This window comes from Geobacillus sp. 46C-IIa (genome assembly GCF_014679505.1).
Lineage (GTDB): Bacteria > Bacillota > Bacilli > Bacillales > Anoxybacillaceae > Geobacillus.
Genome location: NZ_CP061474.1, coordinates 2,517,312 through 2,537,177 on the forward strand (window position 1 = coordinate 2,517,312; position 19,866 = coordinate 2,537,177).

At 51.5% G+C, this 19,866-nt stretch carries 20 protein-coding genes; 9 read left to right on the plus strand and 11 right to left on the minus strand.

The window, feature by feature from the left end:
• Nucleotides 1-134: 134 nt before the first annotated feature.
• Nucleotides 135-1,550: a branched-chain amino acid transporter BcaP gene (locus IC803_RS12460; protein ID WP_081206647.1), complete on the minus strand. Its 1,416-nt coding sequence runs from the start codon at nt 1,548-1,550 to the stop codon at nt 135-137.
• A 316-nt stretch (nt 1,551-1,866) separates the two neighbouring features.
• Between IC803_RS12460 and IC803_RS12465 the strand changes: the two genes are divergently transcribed.
• Nucleotides 1,867-2,208, plus strand: a complete 342-nt coding sequence (locus IC803_RS12465; RefSeq protein ID WP_081206646.1) for a DUF485 domain-containing protein — start codon at nt 1,867-1,869, stop codon at nt 2,206-2,208.
• Complete coding sequence (locus IC803_RS12470) at nt 2,208-3,743, plus strand: solute symporter family protein (RefSeq protein WP_081206645.1); 1,536 nt, start codon at nt 2,208-2,210, stop codon at nt 3,741-3,743. The genes IC803_RS12465 and IC803_RS12470 overlap by 1 nt, the downstream gene beginning before the upstream one ends.
• A 61-nt stretch (nt 3,744-3,804) precedes the next feature.
• On the opposite strand, the gene IC803_RS12475 is transcribed toward IC803_RS12470, so the two are convergent.
• From IC803_RS12475 to IC803_RS12500, 6 genes are all read right to left on the minus strand, one after another.
• The gene (locus IC803_RS12475; RefSeq protein ID WP_081206644.1) at nt 3,805-4,299 is read right to left on the minus strand and encodes a GNAT family N-acetyltransferase; all 495 of its coding nucleotides are present in this window, start codon (nt 4,297-4,299) and stop codon (nt 3,805-3,807) included.
• Between the two features lie 56 nt (nt 4,300-4,355).
• Nucleotides 4,356-5,483, minus strand: coding sequence for an o-succinylbenzoate synthase (gene menC, locus IC803_RS12480; protein WP_081206643.1), 1,128 nt, complete (start codon nt 5,481-5,483; stop codon nt 4,356-4,358).
• Complete coding sequence (locus IC803_RS12485; protein WP_081206642.1) at nt 5,473-6,315, minus strand: GNAT family N-acetyltransferase; 843 nt, start codon at nt 6,313-6,315, stop codon at nt 5,473-5,475. Before IC803_RS12485 ends, menC begins: the two co-directional genes overlap by 11 nt.
• Nucleotides 6,290-7,459, minus strand: coding sequence for a M20 peptidase aminoacylase family protein (locus tag IC803_RS12490; RefSeq protein ID WP_081206641.1), 1,170 nt, complete (start codon nt 7,457-7,459; stop codon nt 6,290-6,292). The genes IC803_RS12485 and IC803_RS12490 overlap by 26 nt, the downstream gene beginning before the upstream one ends.
• Nucleotides 7,460-7,577: 118 nt before the next feature.
• Entirely contained in the window at nt 7,578-8,006 is a 429-nt protein-coding gene (locus tag IC803_RS12495) for a threonine/serine exporter family protein (protein WP_063329832.1), read from the minus strand.
• A gap of 15 nt (nt 8,007-8,021) precedes the next feature.
• Nucleotides 8,022-8,765 carry a threonine/serine exporter family protein gene (locus tag IC803_RS12500; RefSeq protein ID WP_081206640.1) on the minus strand — a complete coding sequence of 248 codons (744 nt, stop codon included), beginning with the start codon at nt 8,763-8,765 and terminating at the stop codon, nt 8,022-8,024.
• Between the two features lie 337 nt (nt 8,766-9,102).
• Here IC803_RS12500 and IC803_RS12505 point away from each other — a divergent pair, with 337 nt between their 5' ends.
• Complete coding sequence (locus tag IC803_RS12505) at nt 9,103-10,164, plus strand: DUF5667 domain-containing protein (RefSeq protein WP_081206639.1); 1,062 nt, start codon at nt 9,103-9,105, stop codon at nt 10,162-10,164.
• Nucleotides 10,165-10,584: 420 nt separating this feature from the next.
• Here the strand turns inward: IC803_RS12505 and IC803_RS12510 are convergent, their stop codons facing one another.
• The 3 genes from IC803_RS12510 to IC803_RS12520 form a co-directional block, all read right to left on the minus strand.
• Nucleotides 10,585-11,511 carry a diacylglycerol/lipid kinase family protein gene (locus tag IC803_RS12510; protein ID WP_081206638.1) on the minus strand — a complete coding sequence of 309 codons (927 nt, stop codon included), beginning with the start codon at nt 11,509-11,511 and terminating at the stop codon, nt 10,585-10,587.
• Nucleotides 11,512-11,712: 201 nt separating this feature from the next.
• The gene (murB, locus tag IC803_RS12515; protein ID WP_081207018.1) at nt 11,713-12,627 is read right to left on the minus strand and encodes a UDP-N-acetylmuramate dehydrogenase; all 915 of its coding nucleotides are present in this window, start codon (nt 12,625-12,627) and stop codon (nt 11,713-11,715) included.
• A gap of 191 nt (nt 12,628-12,818) precedes the next feature.
• Entirely contained in the window at nt 12,819-14,657 is a 1,839-nt protein-coding gene (locus IC803_RS12520) for a M6 family metalloprotease domain-containing protein (RefSeq protein WP_304441239.1), read from the minus strand.
• A 223-nt stretch (nt 14,658-14,880) separates the two neighbouring features.
• On the opposite strand from IC803_RS12520, the gene IC803_RS12525 reads away from it, so the two are divergent.
• The 4 genes from IC803_RS12525 (at nt 14,881) to IC803_RS12540 (ending at nt 17,841) form a co-directional block, all read left to right on the plus strand.
• Nucleotides 14,881-15,387 carry a DUF2243 domain-containing protein gene (locus IC803_RS12525; RefSeq protein WP_081206636.1) on the plus strand — a complete coding sequence of 169 codons (507 nt, stop codon included), beginning with the start codon at nt 14,881-14,883 and terminating at the stop codon, nt 15,385-15,387.
• Entirely contained in the window at nt 15,368-16,180 is an 813-nt protein-coding gene (locus IC803_RS12530) for a cytochrome c oxidase assembly protein (RefSeq protein WP_158083270.1), read from the plus strand. The genes IC803_RS12525 and IC803_RS12530 overlap by 20 nt, the downstream gene beginning before the upstream one ends.
• 198 nt (nt 16,181-16,378) lie before the next feature.
• A complete protein-coding gene (locus IC803_RS12535; protein ID WP_081207017.1) occupies nt 16,379-16,972 on the plus strand; it encodes an IMEF encapsulin system ferritin-like cargo protein in 594 nt (197 codons plus the stop codon).
• A gap of 14 nt (nt 16,973-16,986) precedes the next feature.
• Nucleotides 16,987-17,841, plus strand: a complete 855-nt coding sequence (locus tag IC803_RS12540; protein ID WP_081206634.1) for a family 1 encapsulin nanocompartment shell protein — start codon at nt 16,987-16,989, stop codon at nt 17,839-17,841.
• 154 nt (nt 17,842-17,995) lie between these two features.
• Here IC803_RS12540 and IC803_RS12545 read toward each other — a convergent pair whose 3' ends face one another.
• Nucleotides 17,996-18,460, minus strand: a complete 465-nt coding sequence (locus IC803_RS12545) for a hypothetical protein (RefSeq protein WP_081206633.1) — start codon at nt 18,458-18,460, stop codon at nt 17,996-17,998.
• Between the two features lie 136 nt (nt 18,461-18,596).
• Between IC803_RS12545 and IC803_RS12550 the strand changes: the two genes are divergently transcribed.
• Both IC803_RS12550 and IC803_RS12555 read left to right on the plus strand, forming a co-directional pair.
• Nucleotides 18,597-18,950 (plus strand): 2Fe-2S iron-sulfur cluster-binding protein, encoded by a 354-nt coding sequence (locus IC803_RS12550; RefSeq protein WP_081206632.1) that lies wholly within the window; start codon nt 18,597-18,599, stop codon nt 18,948-18,950.
• Nucleotides 18,951-19,073: 123 nt separating this feature from the next.
• Complete coding sequence (locus IC803_RS12555; RefSeq protein WP_081206631.1) at nt 19,074-19,610, plus strand: HD domain-containing protein; 537 nt, start codon at nt 19,074-19,076, stop codon at nt 19,608-19,610.
• Nucleotides 19,611-19,866: the final 256 nt, after the last annotated feature.

Here is a 19,866-nt window from a genome sequence, read left to right on the forward strand (position 1 = left end):
CCGTTGGTCCATATCATCATTTTCCTTCCTAATAATGGAGTATATTGTTTCGTTGCCATTCGCGTGTAACCGAACGAAAAAGAGGCTTTCCCACCTCTCGGTTCAGGAAAGCCTCTTCTTTTTCAGTCGGCCAATCAGCCTGCTTTCTCTTCGCTCTCAGCCGTTTCATTAAGTGCGCTATGCTTGCGGCCGTAGACAAAGTAAATGACCACGCCGATTAACAACCACGAGATAAAACCGATCCATGTCGTCATCGGAAGCTGAAGAACTAAGTAGCCGCAGAACAACACCGCTAAAATCGGGACGACCGGAACGAACGGGACGCGGAACGCCCGCTTTAAGTTCGGCTGCGTTTTGCGCAGCACAAGAACGCCGATTGAAACGGTAATAAAGGCAAAGAGCGTCCCAATGTTCGTCAATTCCGCCAGTTTGTTCAGCGGGATGACGCCGGCAAATACCGAAACAGCGGCACCGGTCAGCCATGTGTTGACGTACGGCACTTGGCGGGTCGGGCTAATGCGCGCAAACACTTTCGGCAACAGGCCGTCGCGGCTGATCGCATAAAAGAGGCGTGTCTGCCCGTAAAGCATGACAAGCAGCACCGTCGTGATGCCTCCGATCGCCCCGAGTGAAATAAAGCCGGCGACCCAGTCTTGATTGATGTAGTTTAACGCGAACGCCACCGGGTTTTTCACGTTCAATTGATCGTACGGAACGATGCCCGTCAGCACGAGCGAAACGGCGATGTACAATAACGTGCAGACAAGCAGCGACACGATGATGCCAATCGGCATATTGCGCTGCGGGTTGCGCACTTCTTCCGCCGCGGTCGACACCGCATCAAACCCGATGTAAGCGAAAAACACTGTTGCAGCGCCGGTCGCAACACCTGCAAATCCATATGGCATAAACGGCGTCCAGTTTTCCGGCTTGACATACCAAACGCCAACCGCTAAGAAAAGCAAGATGACAGCCACTTTAATAAAAACCACGACCGTATTGAAACGGGCCGATTTTTTCGCACCCATGTTCAGTAAAAACGTAATGAACAAAATAATGAGAATAGCCGGCAAATCGATGATTGTGCCTTTCTCCGGGTCATATGCGCTCGTGAGCGCCTTCGGCAGCTCGATGCCAAACCCAGCGAGCAGACCTTGGAAATAGCCGGACCAGCCGGCGGCGACCGCCGATGAAGCGACCCCATATTCCAAAATCAAGTCCCAACCTAAAATCCAAGCGAACAGCTCGCCAAATGTGGCATAGCTATATGTGTACGCGCTTCCCGACACTGGTACGGTCGAAGCAAACTCAGCGTAACAAAGCGCCGCAAACACGCACGCTAACCCGGATAGAATAAACGAGAGAACGAGCGCCGGACCGGCATGCTCTGCCGCAGCCACCCCGGTCAGGACGAAAATGCCCGTCCCGATAATGGCACCGATGCCGAGCATCGTTAAGTCGAATGCGCCTAACTCTTTCCGCAGCGAGGCTCCTTTCGCCCCCGATTCGTTTAAAAGCGCCTCAATCGGTTTTTTACGAAACAAATTCATCGGATGTCTCCCCTTGCTGTTTTTTTGTAGAAAATTGTCGAATTTGATCGACAGACACAGTGAGCATTTTACATGATCTTTGTTTTTTTGTAAAGTGCGAAAATAAGAAAAACAGAAAAAAATTTTTTTGTTTTATGCGGTAAAGCAAAAAAATTTCTCTAATAATAACAAAAAATCAATTTACAAATTTTTCAGATAAATATATAATGGATGTGTGACAAATTTGTGACAAGAAAGGAGGTTTCCTGACGCTGTCGGCCTTTATGTTTCGTCATCTCATTTGAAAACGCTTTAACAAAGACAGGGAGGGATCCATATGGCAGTAAAAAAACAATCCTTTGCCGAACAGGCAGTTGTTGATTATGAAGCAATCGCCCAATCCACCTCGTTTCGTGGACTTATCCGAGAGAAAAAAGCCTTTATTATTCCAGCGACGGTCTTTTTCTTTGCATTTTACCTCACCCTTCCGATCTTGACGTCGTACTCAAACATGCTCAACGCGCCAGCAATCGGGCCGGTTAGTTGGGCATGGCTGTTCGCCTTCGCACAATTTGCCATGACTTGGGCTTTATGCATCCTTTATTCGAAACGGGCTGCCAAGTTTGACGACATCGTTGAACAAGTAAAACAGGAAGCGAAGGAAGGAGGAAACGCTTAATGAACGGATTAGCCTTTTTCCTCTTCCTCGTCATCGTCGCCTTGACGCTTGTCATTACGTACTATGCCTCGAAACGGACGAAAACGACGAGCGATTTTTACACCGCTGACAGCAGCCTAACCGGATGGCAAAACGGACTGGCCATCGCCGGCGATTATATGTCTGCCGCCTCCTTTTTAGGCATTGCCGGCATGATCGCCCTGGCTGGATTTGACGGCTTCTTCTACAGCATCGGTTTCCTTGTTGCCTATCTTGTCGTCCTGTATATCGTCGCCGAGCCGCTTCGCAACCTCGGCAAATACACGATGGCCGACATGATCGCCGCCCGTTTTGATGATAAAAAAGTGCGCGGTGTCGCCGCCTTGAATACGATCGCCATCTCGACTTTTTATATGATTGCACAACTTGTCGGCGCCGGCGGCCTTATTAAGCTCCTGCTTGGGCTCGATTACATTTATTCGGTCTTGATCGTCGGCATTTTAATGACCGTGTATGTCGTGTTCGGCGGCATGACGGCCACGAGCTGGGTGCAAATCATCAAAGCCGTCTTGTTGATGGTCGGTACATTTATCATTTCCTTAATCGTCTTTGCCAAATTCGACTTCAGCATCGCCAAAATGTTCCACGAGATGAAAACAGCAACACCGCTTGGTGATGCGTTTTTAAACCCGGGCAACAAGTTTAAAAATCCGCTGGACACGATTTCGCTCAACTTGGCGCTCGTCTTAGGGACGGCTGGATTGCCGCACATTTTGATCCGCTTCTTCACCGTCAAAGACGCACCGACTGCGCGCAAGTCAGTCGTTTATGCAACATGGGTTATCGGTATTTTCTATGTTTTAACCATCTTTTTAGGATTTGGCGCCGCTGCGTTTGTCGGTCATGATAAAATCGTCGCCGCTGACCCCGCCGGCAATATGGCAGCCCCGCTGCTAGCTGAAGCGCTTGGTGGAGATTTCTTATTCGCTTTTGTTGCCGCTGTTGCCTTTGCCACGATTTTGGCGGTTGTCGCCGGGCTTGTGTTGTCAGCCGCCTCGGCGTTTGCTCATGACTTTTACAGCCACATCATCCGGCGCGGCCAGGCAACGGAAAAAGAACAAATGCTGGCAGCGCGCTGGGCATCGGTCGGCGTCTCGGTATTATCGATTTTGTTAGCGCTGTTTGCACAAAAAATGAACGTTGCCTTCCTTGTATCGCTCGCCTTTGCCGTCGCTGCCAGCGCCAACTTGCCGACGATCGTCTTTACAATCTTCTGGCGCCGCTTTAATACGACAGGAGCCATCACTGGTATGCTCGTTGGCTTGATCAGCGCCCTGTTGCTCGTCTTCTTCGGTCCAAACGTCTGGTCGCCGCAGCCAGGAGCCGCCATTTTCGTTGGCGAGCCGCTCTTTAAACTCGCCAACCCAGGCATTATTTCCATTCCGCTCGGTTTTATCGGCGCCATCATCGGAACGCTCGTCTCGTCGAAAAAAGCGGACGAAAAGAAATATACCGAAATTGTCGTCAAAGCGAACACCGGAATCGGACGGGTATAACGCCACGAACAAAGAGCTGGCCCAAAGCGCCAACGCGTTTTGGGCCAGCTTCAAATGAGTGCTATAACAGTTTATACATATAATATTCATTGACAAATTCCCCGTTCACTCTTAACGATTGAATCCTTTCTCCTTCTAATACGAACCCGATCTTCCTATATAAGCTGAACGCCTTATCGTTCCCTTTCATCACTGTAAGTCCTAATCTCGAAATCCCGACTTCCTTTGCCCACTCAAACGCTTCATGGAACAGTTTCGTGGCAATGCCTTGTCCTTGATAGTCTTCAAGAACTCCCAAAACAACATTGGCAGAATGCCGATTTCGCTTTACATCGCCTCCTATGACTGCAATGAACCCAACAAGTTTGTTTTCCATTTCAGCAACAAAGATCATTTTGTTCGGTTCAGACAGCATTCTTTCAATCGATTGACTTTGTTGTTCAACCGTTGTTTGCCGTTCGCCAGGCTCAAATAACATAAAACCAGATTCATCAATTTTTTTGCGCAACTCCAAGAAATTTTCCGCATCGCTAACCTCAATGGGTCTTATGATCATTTTTTCTTTTCCCCTTTATGTAAACTCCTTGGAATGCTTATTGAATGCGATCCGCTTTATGCCGTCGTCGCGCAATGGAACAACTTGGAAAACTGTGTATACCGCTCGACTTGGCGGCGGTCGACGTTATAGCCGATGCCGGGGGCGTCCGGCACGCGAATCAAGCCGCCTTGCACCTCGACTTCCGGCGTGATAATATCCCGCTCCCAATAATGGGACGACGCGGCGGTATCGCCGGGAAGGGTAAAGTTTTCTAATGTCGTGATGGCGATATTGTGGGCACGCCCAACGCCCGCTTCGAGCATTCCCCCGCACCAGACCGGCACGCCGCGCTCAAGGCAAAGATGATGAATGCGCCTCGCTTCCTCCAATCCGCCCACGCGCCCAATTTTAATATTGATGATGCGGCAGCTGCCAAGTTCAAGCGCCTTGCGTGCATCGTCATAGGAACGAACGCTTTCATCAAGGCAAAGCGGCGTCTCAAGGAGCGCCTGCAATCGCGCATGATCCATGAGATCGTCAGCTGCCAGCGGCTGTTCGATCATCATCAGCCCGAATTCATCGAGCGCTTTCAGCCGATCCACATCGGCAAGTGTGTATGCCGAATTCGCATCCGCCATGAGCGGCACATCCGGAAACGCCCTCCGTACTTCGCGGATGACATCAACGTCCCAGCCCGGCTTGATTTTCACCTTGATCCGCCGATATCCTTGAGCCACATACCGTTCAATGACCCGAAGCAAATCGCTGACTTTCGGCTGGATGCCGATGCTGACGCCGACTTCAATCTCCCTTTTCGTTCCGCCCAATGACTGATAAAGCGGAACGCCAAGCCGCTTCGCATACAAATCCCACACCGCCCCTTCAAGCGCTGCTTTCGCCATGTTGTTTTGGCGGATGGCGGCAAATCGTTCTGGCAATTCCGCTGGATGCCTAAGCGGCTTCGAAAACAAGAGCGGCACGAGAAACTCTTCAAGCATATGCCAGTTCGTTTTCACCGTTTCCTCACTATACCACGGAGCCGAAAACGCCACTGATTCCCCCCAGCCCGAGACGCCGTTGCGGTCGACTGCTTCCACTAAAATGAATTCCTTCGTTTGAAACGAGCCAAAACTGGTCGTAAATGGCGCCTTCAGTTTCATTTTCATATGGCGCAACAGAATGTAATCGATCTCAATAGCCATCGTTCTCCCCCTTTTTTCGCAGCCATTCCTCCTGCCGCACCCATATGTAGTGCATCACTGGCTCCCCTTTGCGGAGCATGGCATTGACGGCGATCCAACCTTCAGCGAACAGCCGGACAAACAAGGCTCGTGTCGAAAGCCGCCACTCCAACGCCAAGGCGAGATTCCGCTCCTTTAGCTGCGGAAAATCAAGCGGGATGGCCGTCAACAGCAACGGCGCCGCTTTTTCATCGACATCCCTCAGCACCGGCCGCAACCATCCATCCACCGTTTTGCCCGCCTCAAGCACGGCTGCGTTTCTGGCCTCGGAAAGAGCGGCGATCGAAATCCTTTCTCCGGTTCGAGGTTCATCCAACCGCCATTCGACAAGAAAACGATCCGACGGCAGCTGGCTGTTCAATGCATCGTCCATCTGGCCGTAGCAATTCTCGACATAGTCCACGGCTGCCGCCCCCAACTTCGCTAAGTTTAGGTAGCCATTGCGGCTTTGCAGCGGATCGTACGTCCAGCGGATGCTCCGATAGCCGCGCCGCCGCGCTTCTTCCGCCTGCTTCATTTTCAAACGGTAGCCGATCCCTTGATCGCGAAACGGTTTGGCAATCCCCATCATGTGCGAACAAAGATACACTTCCCCGTTTTGCATTCCAGGAAAACTATAGACAAAGCCGACAAGTTTTCCGTCCGCGTACGCCCCGATCGCAATGCCGCCGTTTTTCACCGCTGTCAACGTTTGGTGAAGCGGGATTGGGGCTGTCCCCCAAACGTCCGCCTCCAACTCAGCCATTTCTTTTAGCTGTTCCATCGTCTCAATGATTTGCAGCGACAGAGACACGTTCTTTCTCTCCCTGTGGCGCAAACGTCGCAAACGTATTAATGACCGTTCGCGCCAAAATTTCAATGCCGGAAAGCAAATCGTCGCGCCGGAATGTCATCTGCGGATGATGGAGCCCAGGGCGCAAGTCACAGCCTAACCCGAGCATCGTTGTTTTTAGGTTGGGTCTTTGGAAACCGTAAAAATGGAAATCCTCTCCCCCAGAGGTTACCACCGGCGGAACGCATCTCTCTGCTCCTAAAACAGCGATGATCGCTTCTTTCATGAGTTGCTGAGCATCGGAGTCAGGGTGGGCGGCAACGATGCGCGTCCGTTCCACCAGCTCAATCTCCGCCCCGTAAATCGCAGCGACTCCATTGACCACATGGCGCAATCCTTCGACGAGCCGCTCCATCGCCTCGTTCGTCTGCGCCCGCAAGTCTAAGGCGAACTCGGCGTAATCCGGGATCGTGTTCGCATCTTTTTCACCGGCATGAAACTTTGTCATTTTGATCGACGCCGGCACTTGCGGGTCAACATGAATTTTGCTGAGCTCCTGCACGATGGCGCTGCCGACTTCAATGACATTGACGCCTAAATGAGGCCGCGCTGCGTGCGCCGCCACACCGCGAATCCGCCCTTCAATGCATTGCGCCGCCCCGTGAACGATCGCCGGCGCCGCATACCCGCTCTCGACTTCTTGAACCGGCCGCAAATGAACGCCGTACAAAAACGACATTCCATCGACCGCTCCCTTTTCCATCATCTTCAACGCCCCTGTCCCTTTCTCTTCGGCCGGCTGGAACAAAAACCGGAGCGTCCCCGGCGGCTTATAGCCGATGCGGCGAAGCAGCTTCGCCACCCCGAGCACGATCGTCATATGCGCGTCGTGCCCGCACGCATGGTTCGGCTGCCAAACGCCGTTCACTTCTTGCCAAAGAGCATCCATATCACTGCGCACGCCGACCATAAACGGCCCAGTGCCGATTTCCGCCACCACGCCCGGACAATCGGCAAACGTCCGCAACCGATACCCTTCGCGCTCCAGTTCTTGACGAACAAACTCTGTTGTTCCCCATTCTTCCCAACTAATTTCTGGATGACGATGAAGATAGTCAAAAATGTCCCATAACTCCGCTTTCATCTGCCCAACTATTTCTTTCATTCCGCTCTCTCCCCCGCTCTTTGAAGTCCACATGAAAAACACGATTATACTTATTATAATATTCAAACAGGCAAATGCAACGATAGGCGAGTGGTTAGGAAAAAACAACCAAAAGCAATTAATGATGACGGCGCTTCGCCAGTTGGTTGACGACCTCAGAAAAAATGAGCCCCATCGCAATCGCACCGGAAATCATCAACGCTTTTGCCGCCAAAGGAATCGCTGCATTGTAGTCGTTCATGACGACATGACGCATCGCTTCAAATGCCGTCCCACCTGGCACGAGCGGGAGAATGCCAGGAACAATAAAAATGGTTGCCGGCGCCCGATAGCGCCGAGCAAACGCATTGCTTAAAAAGGCGACGAAAAACGCGGCCATAAACGTCGCAATCACACTGTCTACGCTCGAACGTACGGCAAACGTATAGGCCGCCCATCCGCTCATCCCGACAAATCCGCTATGCGGCAACAGCCGCGGCGGAACATTAAAAATCATGCCAAACAACGTTGACGCGACAAAGCTAAGCAGCAACTGCATAACGATCATAACCTATGCTCCCTATCATCGAATCGATAAAACAAAGGCGATGCCGGTGCCGATCGCAAACGCCGTCAAAAACGCCTCGGCCCCGCGCGACAACCCGGCGATGAGATGGCCGGCCATTAAGTCGCGAACCGCGTTCGTAATGGCCAACCCCGGCACGAGCGGCAACACCGAGCCGATGATCATGTGCCCGACATCCCCTCCAAATCCAGCCTGCACCATTAACAATACAAGCCCCCCGGCGACAAAAGCAGCAAAAAATTCCGCGAAAAACCGGATTTTCACAAACCGATGCACCATTTCAAAACACCAAAACGCCACCCCTCCGGAAAAAAGTGATGGGAAAAAGTGAACCATCCCTCCAATCAATGACGCAAAACAAGCACTCGCTAACGCTGCAGCGGCAGTTTGCTGCCAAAGAGGGTAACCCATCGGGGCGCGCCCGACATCCTCGAGCTCCTTTCGTGCCTTTTCAAGCGTCAATTCACCACGGCTGATGCGCCGGGAAATATCGTTCACGATCGCTACTTTCGCTAAATCAGTCGAGCGCTCGGAAATGCGGATCAGTCTGGTTGAGTCTGTCCCCTCAATGGAAAAAATAATGGCCGTTGGTGTGACATAACCGTGGGAGCGCGACATGCCAAATGAAGCGGCGATACGCGTCATTGTATCTTCCACTCGATACGTCTCTCCGCCGCTTTCAAGCATCAATTTTCCTGCCAGCAAGCAAACGTCCATAATCTCATCAATCCGCTCCGTCATCACCAATATACTCCTTTCCTCCTAGCACAAGCGTTGGGCAGTGAGTGTTTCATCCTAATTCCTTGGCCTCATCAAGCGCTGATGGCAAAAACAAACTCCTACCAAACCGATTGGCAGGAGTCGTGCTCACACATCGTTTTCAATAAACTCGTCCCTATTATACCAAATAAGCAGTTATTTGCCAAATCGCGAATAGAGTCGCATGTTTTCCCTTTCTTTTCTACTTTTCTGCTTCTTTCGGCCGTTTTTTCTCCATGGCGGCCAAAAAAGAACAGGCAAGCCGCGAATGGATTATAGCGAGACAAACCAAATCGAATGAAACAAAGGAGGACTAACGATGACAACCAAACGCTTCACCTTCCCCCGAGTGCTGTCCGCAAGTGCGCTCGCCGCGACCGTTGCACTCGCTCCCTATCATTCGCTGGCGTTCGCCAGCACGGACATCGAGGGGCAAACAAATAAGAACACAATGACAGAAACAACAGTCAACGCCAACGATGACGCCCCGACTTTGTTGCCAGGCGACTTTTTCTACTTCGTCAAAACAATGATCGAAAAAATTGAGCTCGCCCTCACGTTTGACGACGCCGAAAAGGCGAAACGGCTCGCTGAGTTCGCCGAGGAGCGGCTTGCCGAAGCAAAAGCGTTGCTCGAACAAGGAGAGATCGAGCAAGCAAAAGAAGTGCTCGCTAATGCCCTCAAACAACAAGAGGCAGCTTGGGACGTCTACGAAGGGACAAAACAAGCGGACGAACAAAACGGCGAAAGAGCGGAAACCGATGTCGAGGCATTGCGCCAGCAGCTAGAAGAAAAGTTTTCCCAAAACATTATAGCCTTGCAAACGGCGTTGGAACAGGTGAAAAATCCGCGCGCCAAAGAAGTGCTTGCTCGCAACATTGACAAAGCGAAACAAAAACTGGAAGCCAAAATTGAAAAACGGCTGGCAAAACAAGCACAACGAAGTGGTGAGGTAGAGGAAACGGACAACAAAACGACAACGCCAACTGACGAAACGGAAGAATCGAAAAACGAAAGCGCGCCATCCGCTCCTGAATCAACCGAAACAGAAAAGCCAGCTCCTATATCCGCGCCGGCGGAAGACAAGGCAGCGATTCAGCAAAATGAACAAACGAACACCGGCATAAAAGCAGAAACGAAATCGTCCTCCACGCAAGCGATCAAAGTGGAAACAAAGGGCAATGCTCACCGGAATGCTGCTGCCAGCGCCAAAGCAAACGGCCAAAAACACCAAGCGGCAACCGCTGTGAACAAACAAGCAGAGGCCCGTGTCTCGGTTTCCCATTCACAACAACTGAAACAGGCAGCCGCACCGCAAGTGAAAGCCGACCATCCGGCAGTCCACGGGAAACGGAACAAGCAAGAAAAGAATAGAAAATGAGTTTAGAATGATATACTCCCGCCACCTGCGTACACGCAGAAGTGGAGGTTCTTCCCGGTTTCAGATGAGAAAGGCTGTTTCCAACGCGCGTTGGAAACAGCCTTGGCTTTTAGCCATGTGCAGTGCCATTCCTTTCTTCCCCTGTTTCTTCAGTTGCCCGCTTTGCTTTCGAACGCCCCCCTCTACACTCACACCGGGTGATGACGGTTCTCCCGCTCCGAGATGATTTTCGAGATACGGGCAAACCCGAAAATACAGAGAATCGTGATCCCCCCAACTAACGATTTCTCGAATCACGATCGCTCGGTCAAACGCCTCGACAACAGAACATAGAATACGACATCAAGCATGACCAGCCGCTTCCCCATCACTCGCCCTCCTCCATCCAGCTTTTTTCTTTATCACATACGTACCAATCATTCACAAAGTTTCCGCACCGATCACTCTCAGTCCTCTAGCCTCTATCCAAGCCGACACCTCTCCCACCCCCGCTTCCTCTCCATCCGCGTGAACGGGGACAGGAGCGGCGGGGCGAATGTGCACGTTCCGCCCGGCAAACACGGAAACTTCTTTCATTCGTACATGTCCACCCCAAAACACTGTCAGAAATATCGAGAGAAGTTTCCAGCGCGGCAAGCGGCCGACAACGGTCACGTGAAGGAGGCCGTCATCCGCCCGCGCTGACGGGGCAATGCGCATCCCGCCGCCATAGTACGGATGATTCGATACGGCTGCCATCCAAGCTTGCTGAAACGAATAGTTTTGTCCGTCAATGCAAATATCGAGATCCGCCGGTTGATAACGGAAGAGCTCTTTCACTAAATAAAACGCGTAAGTGAGCGTGCCAAGCCCGAGGCGGTTCAGCCGCCCTTTCCATTTGGATCGGTTAACCGCGCGGGCAATGTGGGCGTCAAAGCCGCAACCGACGCTGTTGACAAATACCCCATCCCGCACAGCGCTGCTTGCAAGGCGGCCAAGATCGCCGCTGGCCGCCTTCCCAGCCAACAACCGCCGAAGCGCCTGTTCCGGGCGGTGCGGCAGGCCGAAACCGCGGGCAAAATCATTTCCTGTCCCCGCTGGGATGTAGCCGATGGCGACATGCGGAAACAACGACGCTCCGTTGGCGACTTCATACACGGTTCCGTCCCCGCCGACAGCGATGAGCGCCAGCGGCTCAGCGTTTTGCTCAGCGATCTGGTGTGCAATTCGTTTTCCGTCCCCTTCGCGTTTTGTCCAGTGCACTTCATACGATACACCTTCCTGCTCCAACATCCGTTGCACCCGCTCCCATACCGCTGCCGAGCGGCCGTTTTTCGCCGCAGGGTTAACGATAAAATGCAACTTCATCTTCCTTCCTCCATCCGTTCCCAAATACTGTTTTCCTTCCTCCATTTTTCCCGTTCATCAATCATTTTGAACGCTCTCCATTACGATTCGATGGAGAAAGACACCGGTTCATCCCACGTATATCATCTACACGCGAAGCGGAGTCTTCCCGGTTCGAGATGATAAAAAAGTCCGAACCCGTCAATTGGGTTCGGATGGGTGTCACTCTTCGCCGAGAATTTTCACTTCCAATTCAAGTTCAACGCCGAATTTTTCTTTCACCGTTTTGCGCACCATTTCAATCGTCGCAATATAATCGGCGGCCGTTGCATTGTTTTTATTAATGATGAACCCGGCGTGCTTTGTCGACACTTCCGCACCGCCAAATCCTTTCCCTTGCAGGCCGCTGTCTTGAATGAGCTTGCCGGCGAAATAGCCCGGCGGCCGCTTGAATACGCTGCCGACCGACGGGTATTCAAGCGGCTGCTTTGATTCGCGCTGGAACGTCAAATCATCCATCTTCGCTTTGATTTGTCCATAATCGCCCGGCTGCAGCGCAAACACAACTTCAAGCACGATATCGTGCGTCCGGCTGATCAAGCTCGTTCGATATCCGAGTTCGAGCTCCTCATTTTTTAATGTTTTCAACTCACCGGCAAGCGTCGCCACTTTCACGTGGTCGAGCACATCTTTCACTTCCCCGCCGTACGCTCCGGCGTTCATCATAATCGCCCCGCCGACCGATCCCGGAATGCCGCAGGCGAACTCCAAACCAGTAAGATGTTGTTCCAAAGCAAATCGCGACACCGCTTTAATATCCGCCCCGCTTTGGGCGATGACGTTGTTTCCTTCGCGCCAAATGCGATTGAGATGCTTCAGCTGCATAACAATACCGCGCAGCCCGCCGTCGCGAATAATGACATTCGAGCCGTTGCCAAGAAGCGTAAACGGCAGCCCGTACTCCTCTTTCAACCGCAGCACGCCAACAACTTGCTCGTACGTTTCCGGCCAGACGAGAAAATCGGCCTTGCCGCCGATCCGCACTAATGTATGATGTCTCATCGGCTCATCGCGCAAAACATTCTTTTCTCCACAAATCTCTACGAGCTTTTGATAAATGTGTTCCGCACGTTCCATCTTTCCGTCACCTTCTTCGTTCATTCCATGCTGACAATCGTCATTCATCACGCACTGTTTCCATTATCCCCGGAATCGCGTCGCATATCAAGTGGGCAATGTTCCTTATTCTGTTTTATTCCGGACTGGGCCAAAAGGTGACGTCGGATGGGAAAGGACGGCCATCAGCCGGCCGCCCTTTTGCCAACTCCTTATTTTTGTGACTCGTTGAAATGATAGAAAAACTTCGCTGTAATCGATCCGTCTGAATTTTCCGCAATATTTGTCACATGAATTCCTGAATCAGCCGGGGTGGCGCTGTACCCTTTCCAGAAATAGTACGATCCCGTATGAACCTTCCCGGAAACCGGTGTAATGGCATCGCCTGTTTTGAAAAAGTCTCCCTCGTCTCCACGGTTGACGTAATGCTCTAAATCATAGCGGCCATCAGCTTGAACGACCGATAAACCGTAGTGCGTCACGATCGTTCCGTCAGCCGCCGTTTGCGACTGATTGTACTGGAACCGTTTGTTCATCCAGTTTTCCACGTTATTCGGACGGAATCCAACCGTTTGATATAAGCGGAGGACGTTTTCGTCGACATGCCATACAACCAAACCGTGTGAGCCTTTGCCTTGACGGATCAACCCTTTGTTAAATCCTTGCTGCTGCACGTTTTCAAACAGAAAGTATTCCGTACCATTCGATCCGGGCACTTCCATTTTAACAATGCCGTTGTCTGATTTGGCCGCATGAATCGGCGGGAGGGTGATGGTCTGCACCCCATCCTCCGGCTTCACTTCGATCGGTTTAGCCCAGCCCAGGAAAATTTTCGAGAACGGATCAAAGTGTGTCGGCGAGTTGCCGGAATACGGCGCGGCATCTGGATAACGCATCCATGACCCGCCAGCCATCATCGAGTAATTACCCACCCCTTCCGATGTATAGGCGGTGTCATAAAAATCCGGCAGCCCGAGCGCATGGCCAAACTCATGAGCAAACACGCCGGCTTGGGCTGGATAAGGACCCGTTTTCGAAGTTTCGTCATAGCCGCCGGTCGCCAAATTGTAGCCGGCGACATTGCCTCCGATTTCCGGCTCGATCGTGTAGTTGTTTACTACAACACCGTCATAGGTCAGTTTTTCTTTCACTGTTTTGTTAATCCACTCGCCCAACGTTACATTTTCATATTCCGGAGCAGTTTTCCCCGTTTCATACCATTTGCCCCAGTATAAGGCGCTTAACGCGTTCCATTTGTGCGACCAAATTTGTGCTGGATCCCGGCTCCATTCGGCCCCAGTTCCCTCGTGGATAATAAATACGTTCGGAACTTCACTGCCAACGGCATATTTTGAGAAATCAACAACATCATCTGCCTCTCTAAACAAGTCGGTGACCAACTCTCCCATACGGGCGTCGCCGTTGACGTTGCCGTTGACATACTTACCTGTTTGATCGAGATAGTAAGACGCTCCGCGCGGCAATTCGATCCAGACGAATTCCGTATTTTCTTTTCTAACTAACTTCACTTTTCCATAGCTTGACTCTTTATAAATATTTTGCATCGTGCTATCTATTGGCGCTGGCTGCCCATTGTATTGGGCATATTGTTTAAATTGATCTAGCTCATACGGATTATACGTATCACCAAAAATTAAATCTTCGAAATACTTAGCCGGCACTTGCCCTTTCGGATCACCGATCGGTGCATCGTCACCCGGGAATTTCGCCAAAATGACAAGCACCGGAATCTCTCCTGTCGCCGGCCGGAACTGGACACGCTCGTTGCCCGCCCGCTGAAATTTTGTTCCATGCTGATCAGCAAACCTTTCTGCCGGGTCAACCTTCGAAAAATCCTTTCCCAACTTCTTTGCCTTTTCGACTAGTTCCGGGGCGGCACCGACGTAATGGGCCAAATCAATGGTGTATGTACGTCCATTATCCGCTGCCGTCTCCTTGTTCGCCTGCGTCTGAACGCCAGCAAGCCCGGCACCGCCGACTAACGCTAGTGACAGCATTGATTTTGCAAGAATTTTGAGCACTCGCTTCACTCCTCTCCCCCCCCCCAATTATTTTCACACCCTAAATATATCAAAATATCAACAGTTGGTAAATTGTAACTGTTCGACATATTTAGATAAATAAAATAATATGCCAGTTGCAATGGTCGCCTCTCCCCTCCCGTTTCTTTATATTTTTTGAATATATCTTCTCCACTTAGGAAAAACTAACTAAATATAGACAAGAAAACAAATCTAGTCTCAGGAGGAAAAGATGGCTGTCAAACACGAAAACAGCGTCACCCATTTGATGTGCAAGCGGCGCAATGTATGGTCAGGCGGTTTGTTCGGTCTCGGCTTGATTGCGTTCGTGGATGAGGTCGTGTTTCACCAGTTGCTGCACTGGCATCACTTTTACGACAAATCGACAACCGATATCGGACTGATTTCCGACGGGCTGTTTCATGCGTTTAGTTGGTTTGCGACGGTCGGCGCTTCGTTTATGCTTGCTGACCTTCATCGGCGGGACGCATGGCGACCAGCACTTTGGTGGGGAGGGGCGTTACTCGGAGCTGGGATATTCCAACTGTATGACGGCACGATTCAACATAAGCTGATGCGGATCCATCAAATTCGATATGACGTTACTATTTGGCCGTATGACCTGACATGGAATGTGATTGCCGCAGCCATGATAATCGCCGGCGCCATGCTCGTTGTCCGCGCCCGGCGCCAAGATGTCCGGCGGGAAGGAGAATCATATGAACCACCATCACGATAACGTCCTGCTTCCTTTGGCAGAGTACGAGATTCTTTTCGTACTGGCGTTTGTCCTTTCATTGGTTGCCTACAGTTCCGCAGCCCTAGTTTCAAGCCGCCGTCGTAAACCGTGGCCGCTTTTTCGCATCGTTTGCTGGGGGATAGGGACGTTTTGCGCCATGGTTGCCATTATTGGTCCCCTTGCCCACCGAGCCCATGGTGATTTTGTCACACATATGTGGAGCCATTGGCTGTTGGCGATGCTTGCTCCACTTCTTATGGCTATGGCTAAGCCGGTAGCTCTTTTATTGCAAATGGTTCCAACTCACTGGGCTCAACATCTTTTTCTCCTATTGAAAAGTTGGCCGCTTCGCTTTCTCCGCCATCCGGCCACTGCAGTTTTGCTTCATACCGGCGGGCTATGGATCGTTTACACCACTCCGTTTTACGCAGCAATGTATGAAAACACAGCCCTGTATCTATTCGTCCACCTTCATATGTTTCTTGCTGGCTATTTGTTTACCGCTGTCATCCTCGCCATCGAGCCGATGCCGAACCGGCCAAGCTTCACCTTACGGGTTGCCGCGCTGATCACTGCGTCAGCCGCTCATGCGGTGTTAGCGAAATATATTTACGCCCACCCGCCTAAGACAATACCCGTCGAACAGGCAAAAGCGGGAGCGATGGTGATGTATTACAGCGGCGATGTGATTGACATTAGCCTGATGATCATCCTGTTTGCCCAATGGTATCGGGCCAACCGACCCCGAGCGCTGCCATTTGCTGCCGACGCGGCGAAACGAGAGTTTTTCTAGGCCGGTATTAGCTGCGTTGAGCGCCCTCACACCTACAATCGATGAGAAAAACACCCATTCGCCCGTCCCCATATATATGCGCTTGCGCACGGAAGCGGGGTCTTCCCGGTGCAAAAGAACAAAAGCATTGTTTTAGATGTTTATGTCTCTTTCAATGTGGAAAAGATGGTATACGACAATGATTGGGGAGGGAGTTCATTGCACGACACGTTAGCAGAAGTCAGCGCCATTCTTGACCGGTCGAAAGAAGCGCTCGGTCAATTTCAAGCGATCTTAGAACCGACGATTGAACAGGCTGCTGACGACCATGAACGGCTGTATTGGCATCATATTTATGAGGAAGAGGAACATCGGTTTGACCGTTTGGCCGCCTTGCTTCCGAAACTGGGCGAGGCATTGGCGGACGAGGCGTTCTTATCGCGGGAGAACGGTGACTTTTTGCGTCTATTGCAAGATATCAGCCTTGAAAAATTCGGTTTGCACAACTTTTTGGAACATCTCGATTTGTCGTTGTTTCATTATAAAGGGACGGAACATGAACCGACAATTGCGGCGCTGCGCGACATGACCGCTGCTGATTACCAACAGATGAAAGACGCCCTTGAGGCGCTGAATCGCGCGTTGGACGTGCCGGTTTCCTTCGCCGCCGCAACACCGACGGATGAAAAAGAAAATCAAAAAGAACATTTGAAGCTAGCGCAATACGCCGCCCCGCCCGCCGCATCGCCCCCCGTCCGTCCACAAGACGGGACGCGGCGGCAGCTGACGGTTGGCAGCTTAAAAAACAGATAAGGAAGGAGAGAGCTATGGACAAAACAAAGCTATACCCGGAAGCCCCGCTCACGAGCAGCCAATGGAGCGAGCTCGACGAAATGGTCATTGAAACGGCGCGCCGCCAGCTCGTCGGCCGCCGGTTTATCGATTTGTATGGTCCGCTCGGTGAAGGCGTCCAATCGGTCGCCAACGATATTTATACGAACCCGGAACACGGGGACATGAGCTTTCACGGCAAGGAGCTGAGCCTTTCCGAACCGACGCGCCGCGTGCATTTAACGATTCCGCTTTTGTATAAAGACTTTATTTTATATTGGCGCGACATTGAACAGGCGAAACAGCTCGGCAGCCCGATTGATTTCTCCGCCGCCGCCAACGCTGCTCAGCAATGCGCCCTGCTCGAGGACGACTTGATTTTTAACGGTTCGGCTGAATTCGATGTGCCTGGCATTATGAACGTCAAAGGAAAAGTTGCCCACATTCGCAGCGACTGGATGAAATCAGGAAACGCCTTTACCGATGTCGTCGAAGCGCGCAACAAGCTGCTTCAGCTCGGCCATACGGGCCCGTATGCGCTCGTCCTGTCGCCGGAGCTATATGCGTTGATCCACCGCGTTCATGAAGGGACGCATGTGCTTGAAATTGAACATATTCGCGAGCTGATGACTGCCGGCATCTATCAAACGCCGGTCATTCAAGGCAAACGCGGCGTCGTTATCGATGCCGGCCGACAAAACATCGATCTTGCGGTCGCTGTCGACGTGCAAACCGCGTTTTTAGATACGGAAAACATGAACTACTTGTTCCGTGTCTACGAATCGGTGGTGCCGCGCATTAAGCGGCCAAGCGCCATCTGTACGCTTGAAGATCCAGCCGGAGCCTCGTAATTTCTCTTTTCGGGGAAAGAGGGGACACATTGCGGGAGGCTGGCTAGACATGGGCCAAAGCGCCCGAAGGCGATTCAATAGTCACATCCGCTGCTTGCAACAAACGAAACGCCCAGCGGATTTACAAACCGCTGGGCGTCTTGCTGATTGGCCGTCAAGCCGTGCGGGCTGCTTGGCCTTGGACGTTCGAAACGAGCAGCGACAATTCCGGGCTGAGCGCCTCAACACCGATGTCATCGATAATCATTTTCGCTTCACGCCAAAAATGGACGGTATAACTGCCTTCATAGACGTCAAACAGCCGTTTTAAATAGCGCCGTTTTTCGTTGATGGCTTCCCGTTTGTATGCGGCATTGTTCAGCTCACGGATTTTTTTATGTTCAGGCGCGGAAATGACACTAATGTCTTGAACGTTGACAATCATCCGCTCCCCTTGCTCGGTGACAAAACCAACCGAATAATAATGGGTGCCTAACTGGTCGATATGGACGATGCAGGCGTTCCGGTATTCTTCGCCGGAACGGAGACGGAGAAATGCCGCTTCCACCGCGCCGCCGACTTTGCGCTCATTGGCTAAAATCGCTTTCATATCGCGCAGTCCGTTCATCGGAATGCCCATGGTGTCTCCCCCTTATCTCTAGCCAAGTTGGCGTTTTCACAATCCCTTTGACTATTATGATACCAATCATTCACCAAAATGTAAATGAGATTCATTTTCAAACTAGAGATGTAATTTAAAGGAGGTATGTAAAAAAATGGATCGCGCATTCACTGTCGGTTCGCTGAAGGTTGCCGCTCGGCCATTCATGCGCTCTGTTTCTACTGCACCATCCAAGCCTGATGTGACACTCACCGCACCACCCTCTGTCATTCAAGTGGAACAAAAAGGAAAAAGGTTTATCGTGCAGCCAGCCGCCGGCGTTTCGCTTCTTGACGCCGCCCTCCAGCAAAGCATTCCACTTGACCATAAATGCAAAAAAGGAACGTGCGGCCGCTGTGCCGTCACCGTCCTTGCCGGCGCTCATTTCCTCGCCCCGAAAACGCGGCGCGAGCGCGAAAAAACGAATCAACCGGCCAAGCGTTTGGCTTGCCAGGCACAGATGAAATAGGCCGGCCGCTGTTGTTCAACACGGCCAGCTTTTTTATCTATGAAACCGTTCTCGTCCGTTTTTCCCCATTGTTGGCTCCTTCTTGCCATGATATGATGATAAGAAAAACACGGGGGGATGCCCATGAGAACGGTCACCTTAACGGACGTCTTTACCCATCCGACTGCACAAAAATATTTAAAACGATCTGGCCTCGCTCACGCCATCGCTGCGGCATACTACGCTTATCGCTTGGCCCTCCGGTACGGAGTCAACCCCGATCTGGCGACGAAAGCCGCACTGCTTCATGACATCGGCCATTATACATGGTACAAAAATGGGCAGTGGGATTATGAACAGTACAAGCAAAATGACATCCACGCCATTAAGGGGGCAGAGCGAGCTCATAAATTGCTGATCCGCCTTGGCGAACATCCGCAACATGCTAAAGAAATCGCCTTAGCAATTTTGCTGCATACTGACTCATACCTTCCGGAAGGCGAGCTGAAACGAAATCCGCTCCAAGCCATCGTCAAATGGGCTGACGAAGCCGACGAGGAACCCGGCGGCCGCCACCATTACCGAACGATCAGTGATGATTTGGCGTTAAAAAAAATCCGCCAGCTTGATGAACTCGTCGGCCGCCAACTTGGAAAAGAGCAGCTCGGAGATATCGTTTAACCTCTTTCTCCTTTGTTGACATTCCCCTTTCACAGACACGAAACATCGCTACGAACAATGTGTACGCCCCAAACGGAAACAGCCCGCCCGTTAGCCAGGTGGGCTTGCTCGCGTGTCAGTGTCGTTGGTCCATGCCACGATAACTGCTTTTTCATACGAGCCGTCAACTTCTCACTCACATTTCGCACCCTAACAAGGTTGAAAGAAAGGATTTTTCTTTCGTTTTTTATAATCACTTTCTGACCAACACAACGAG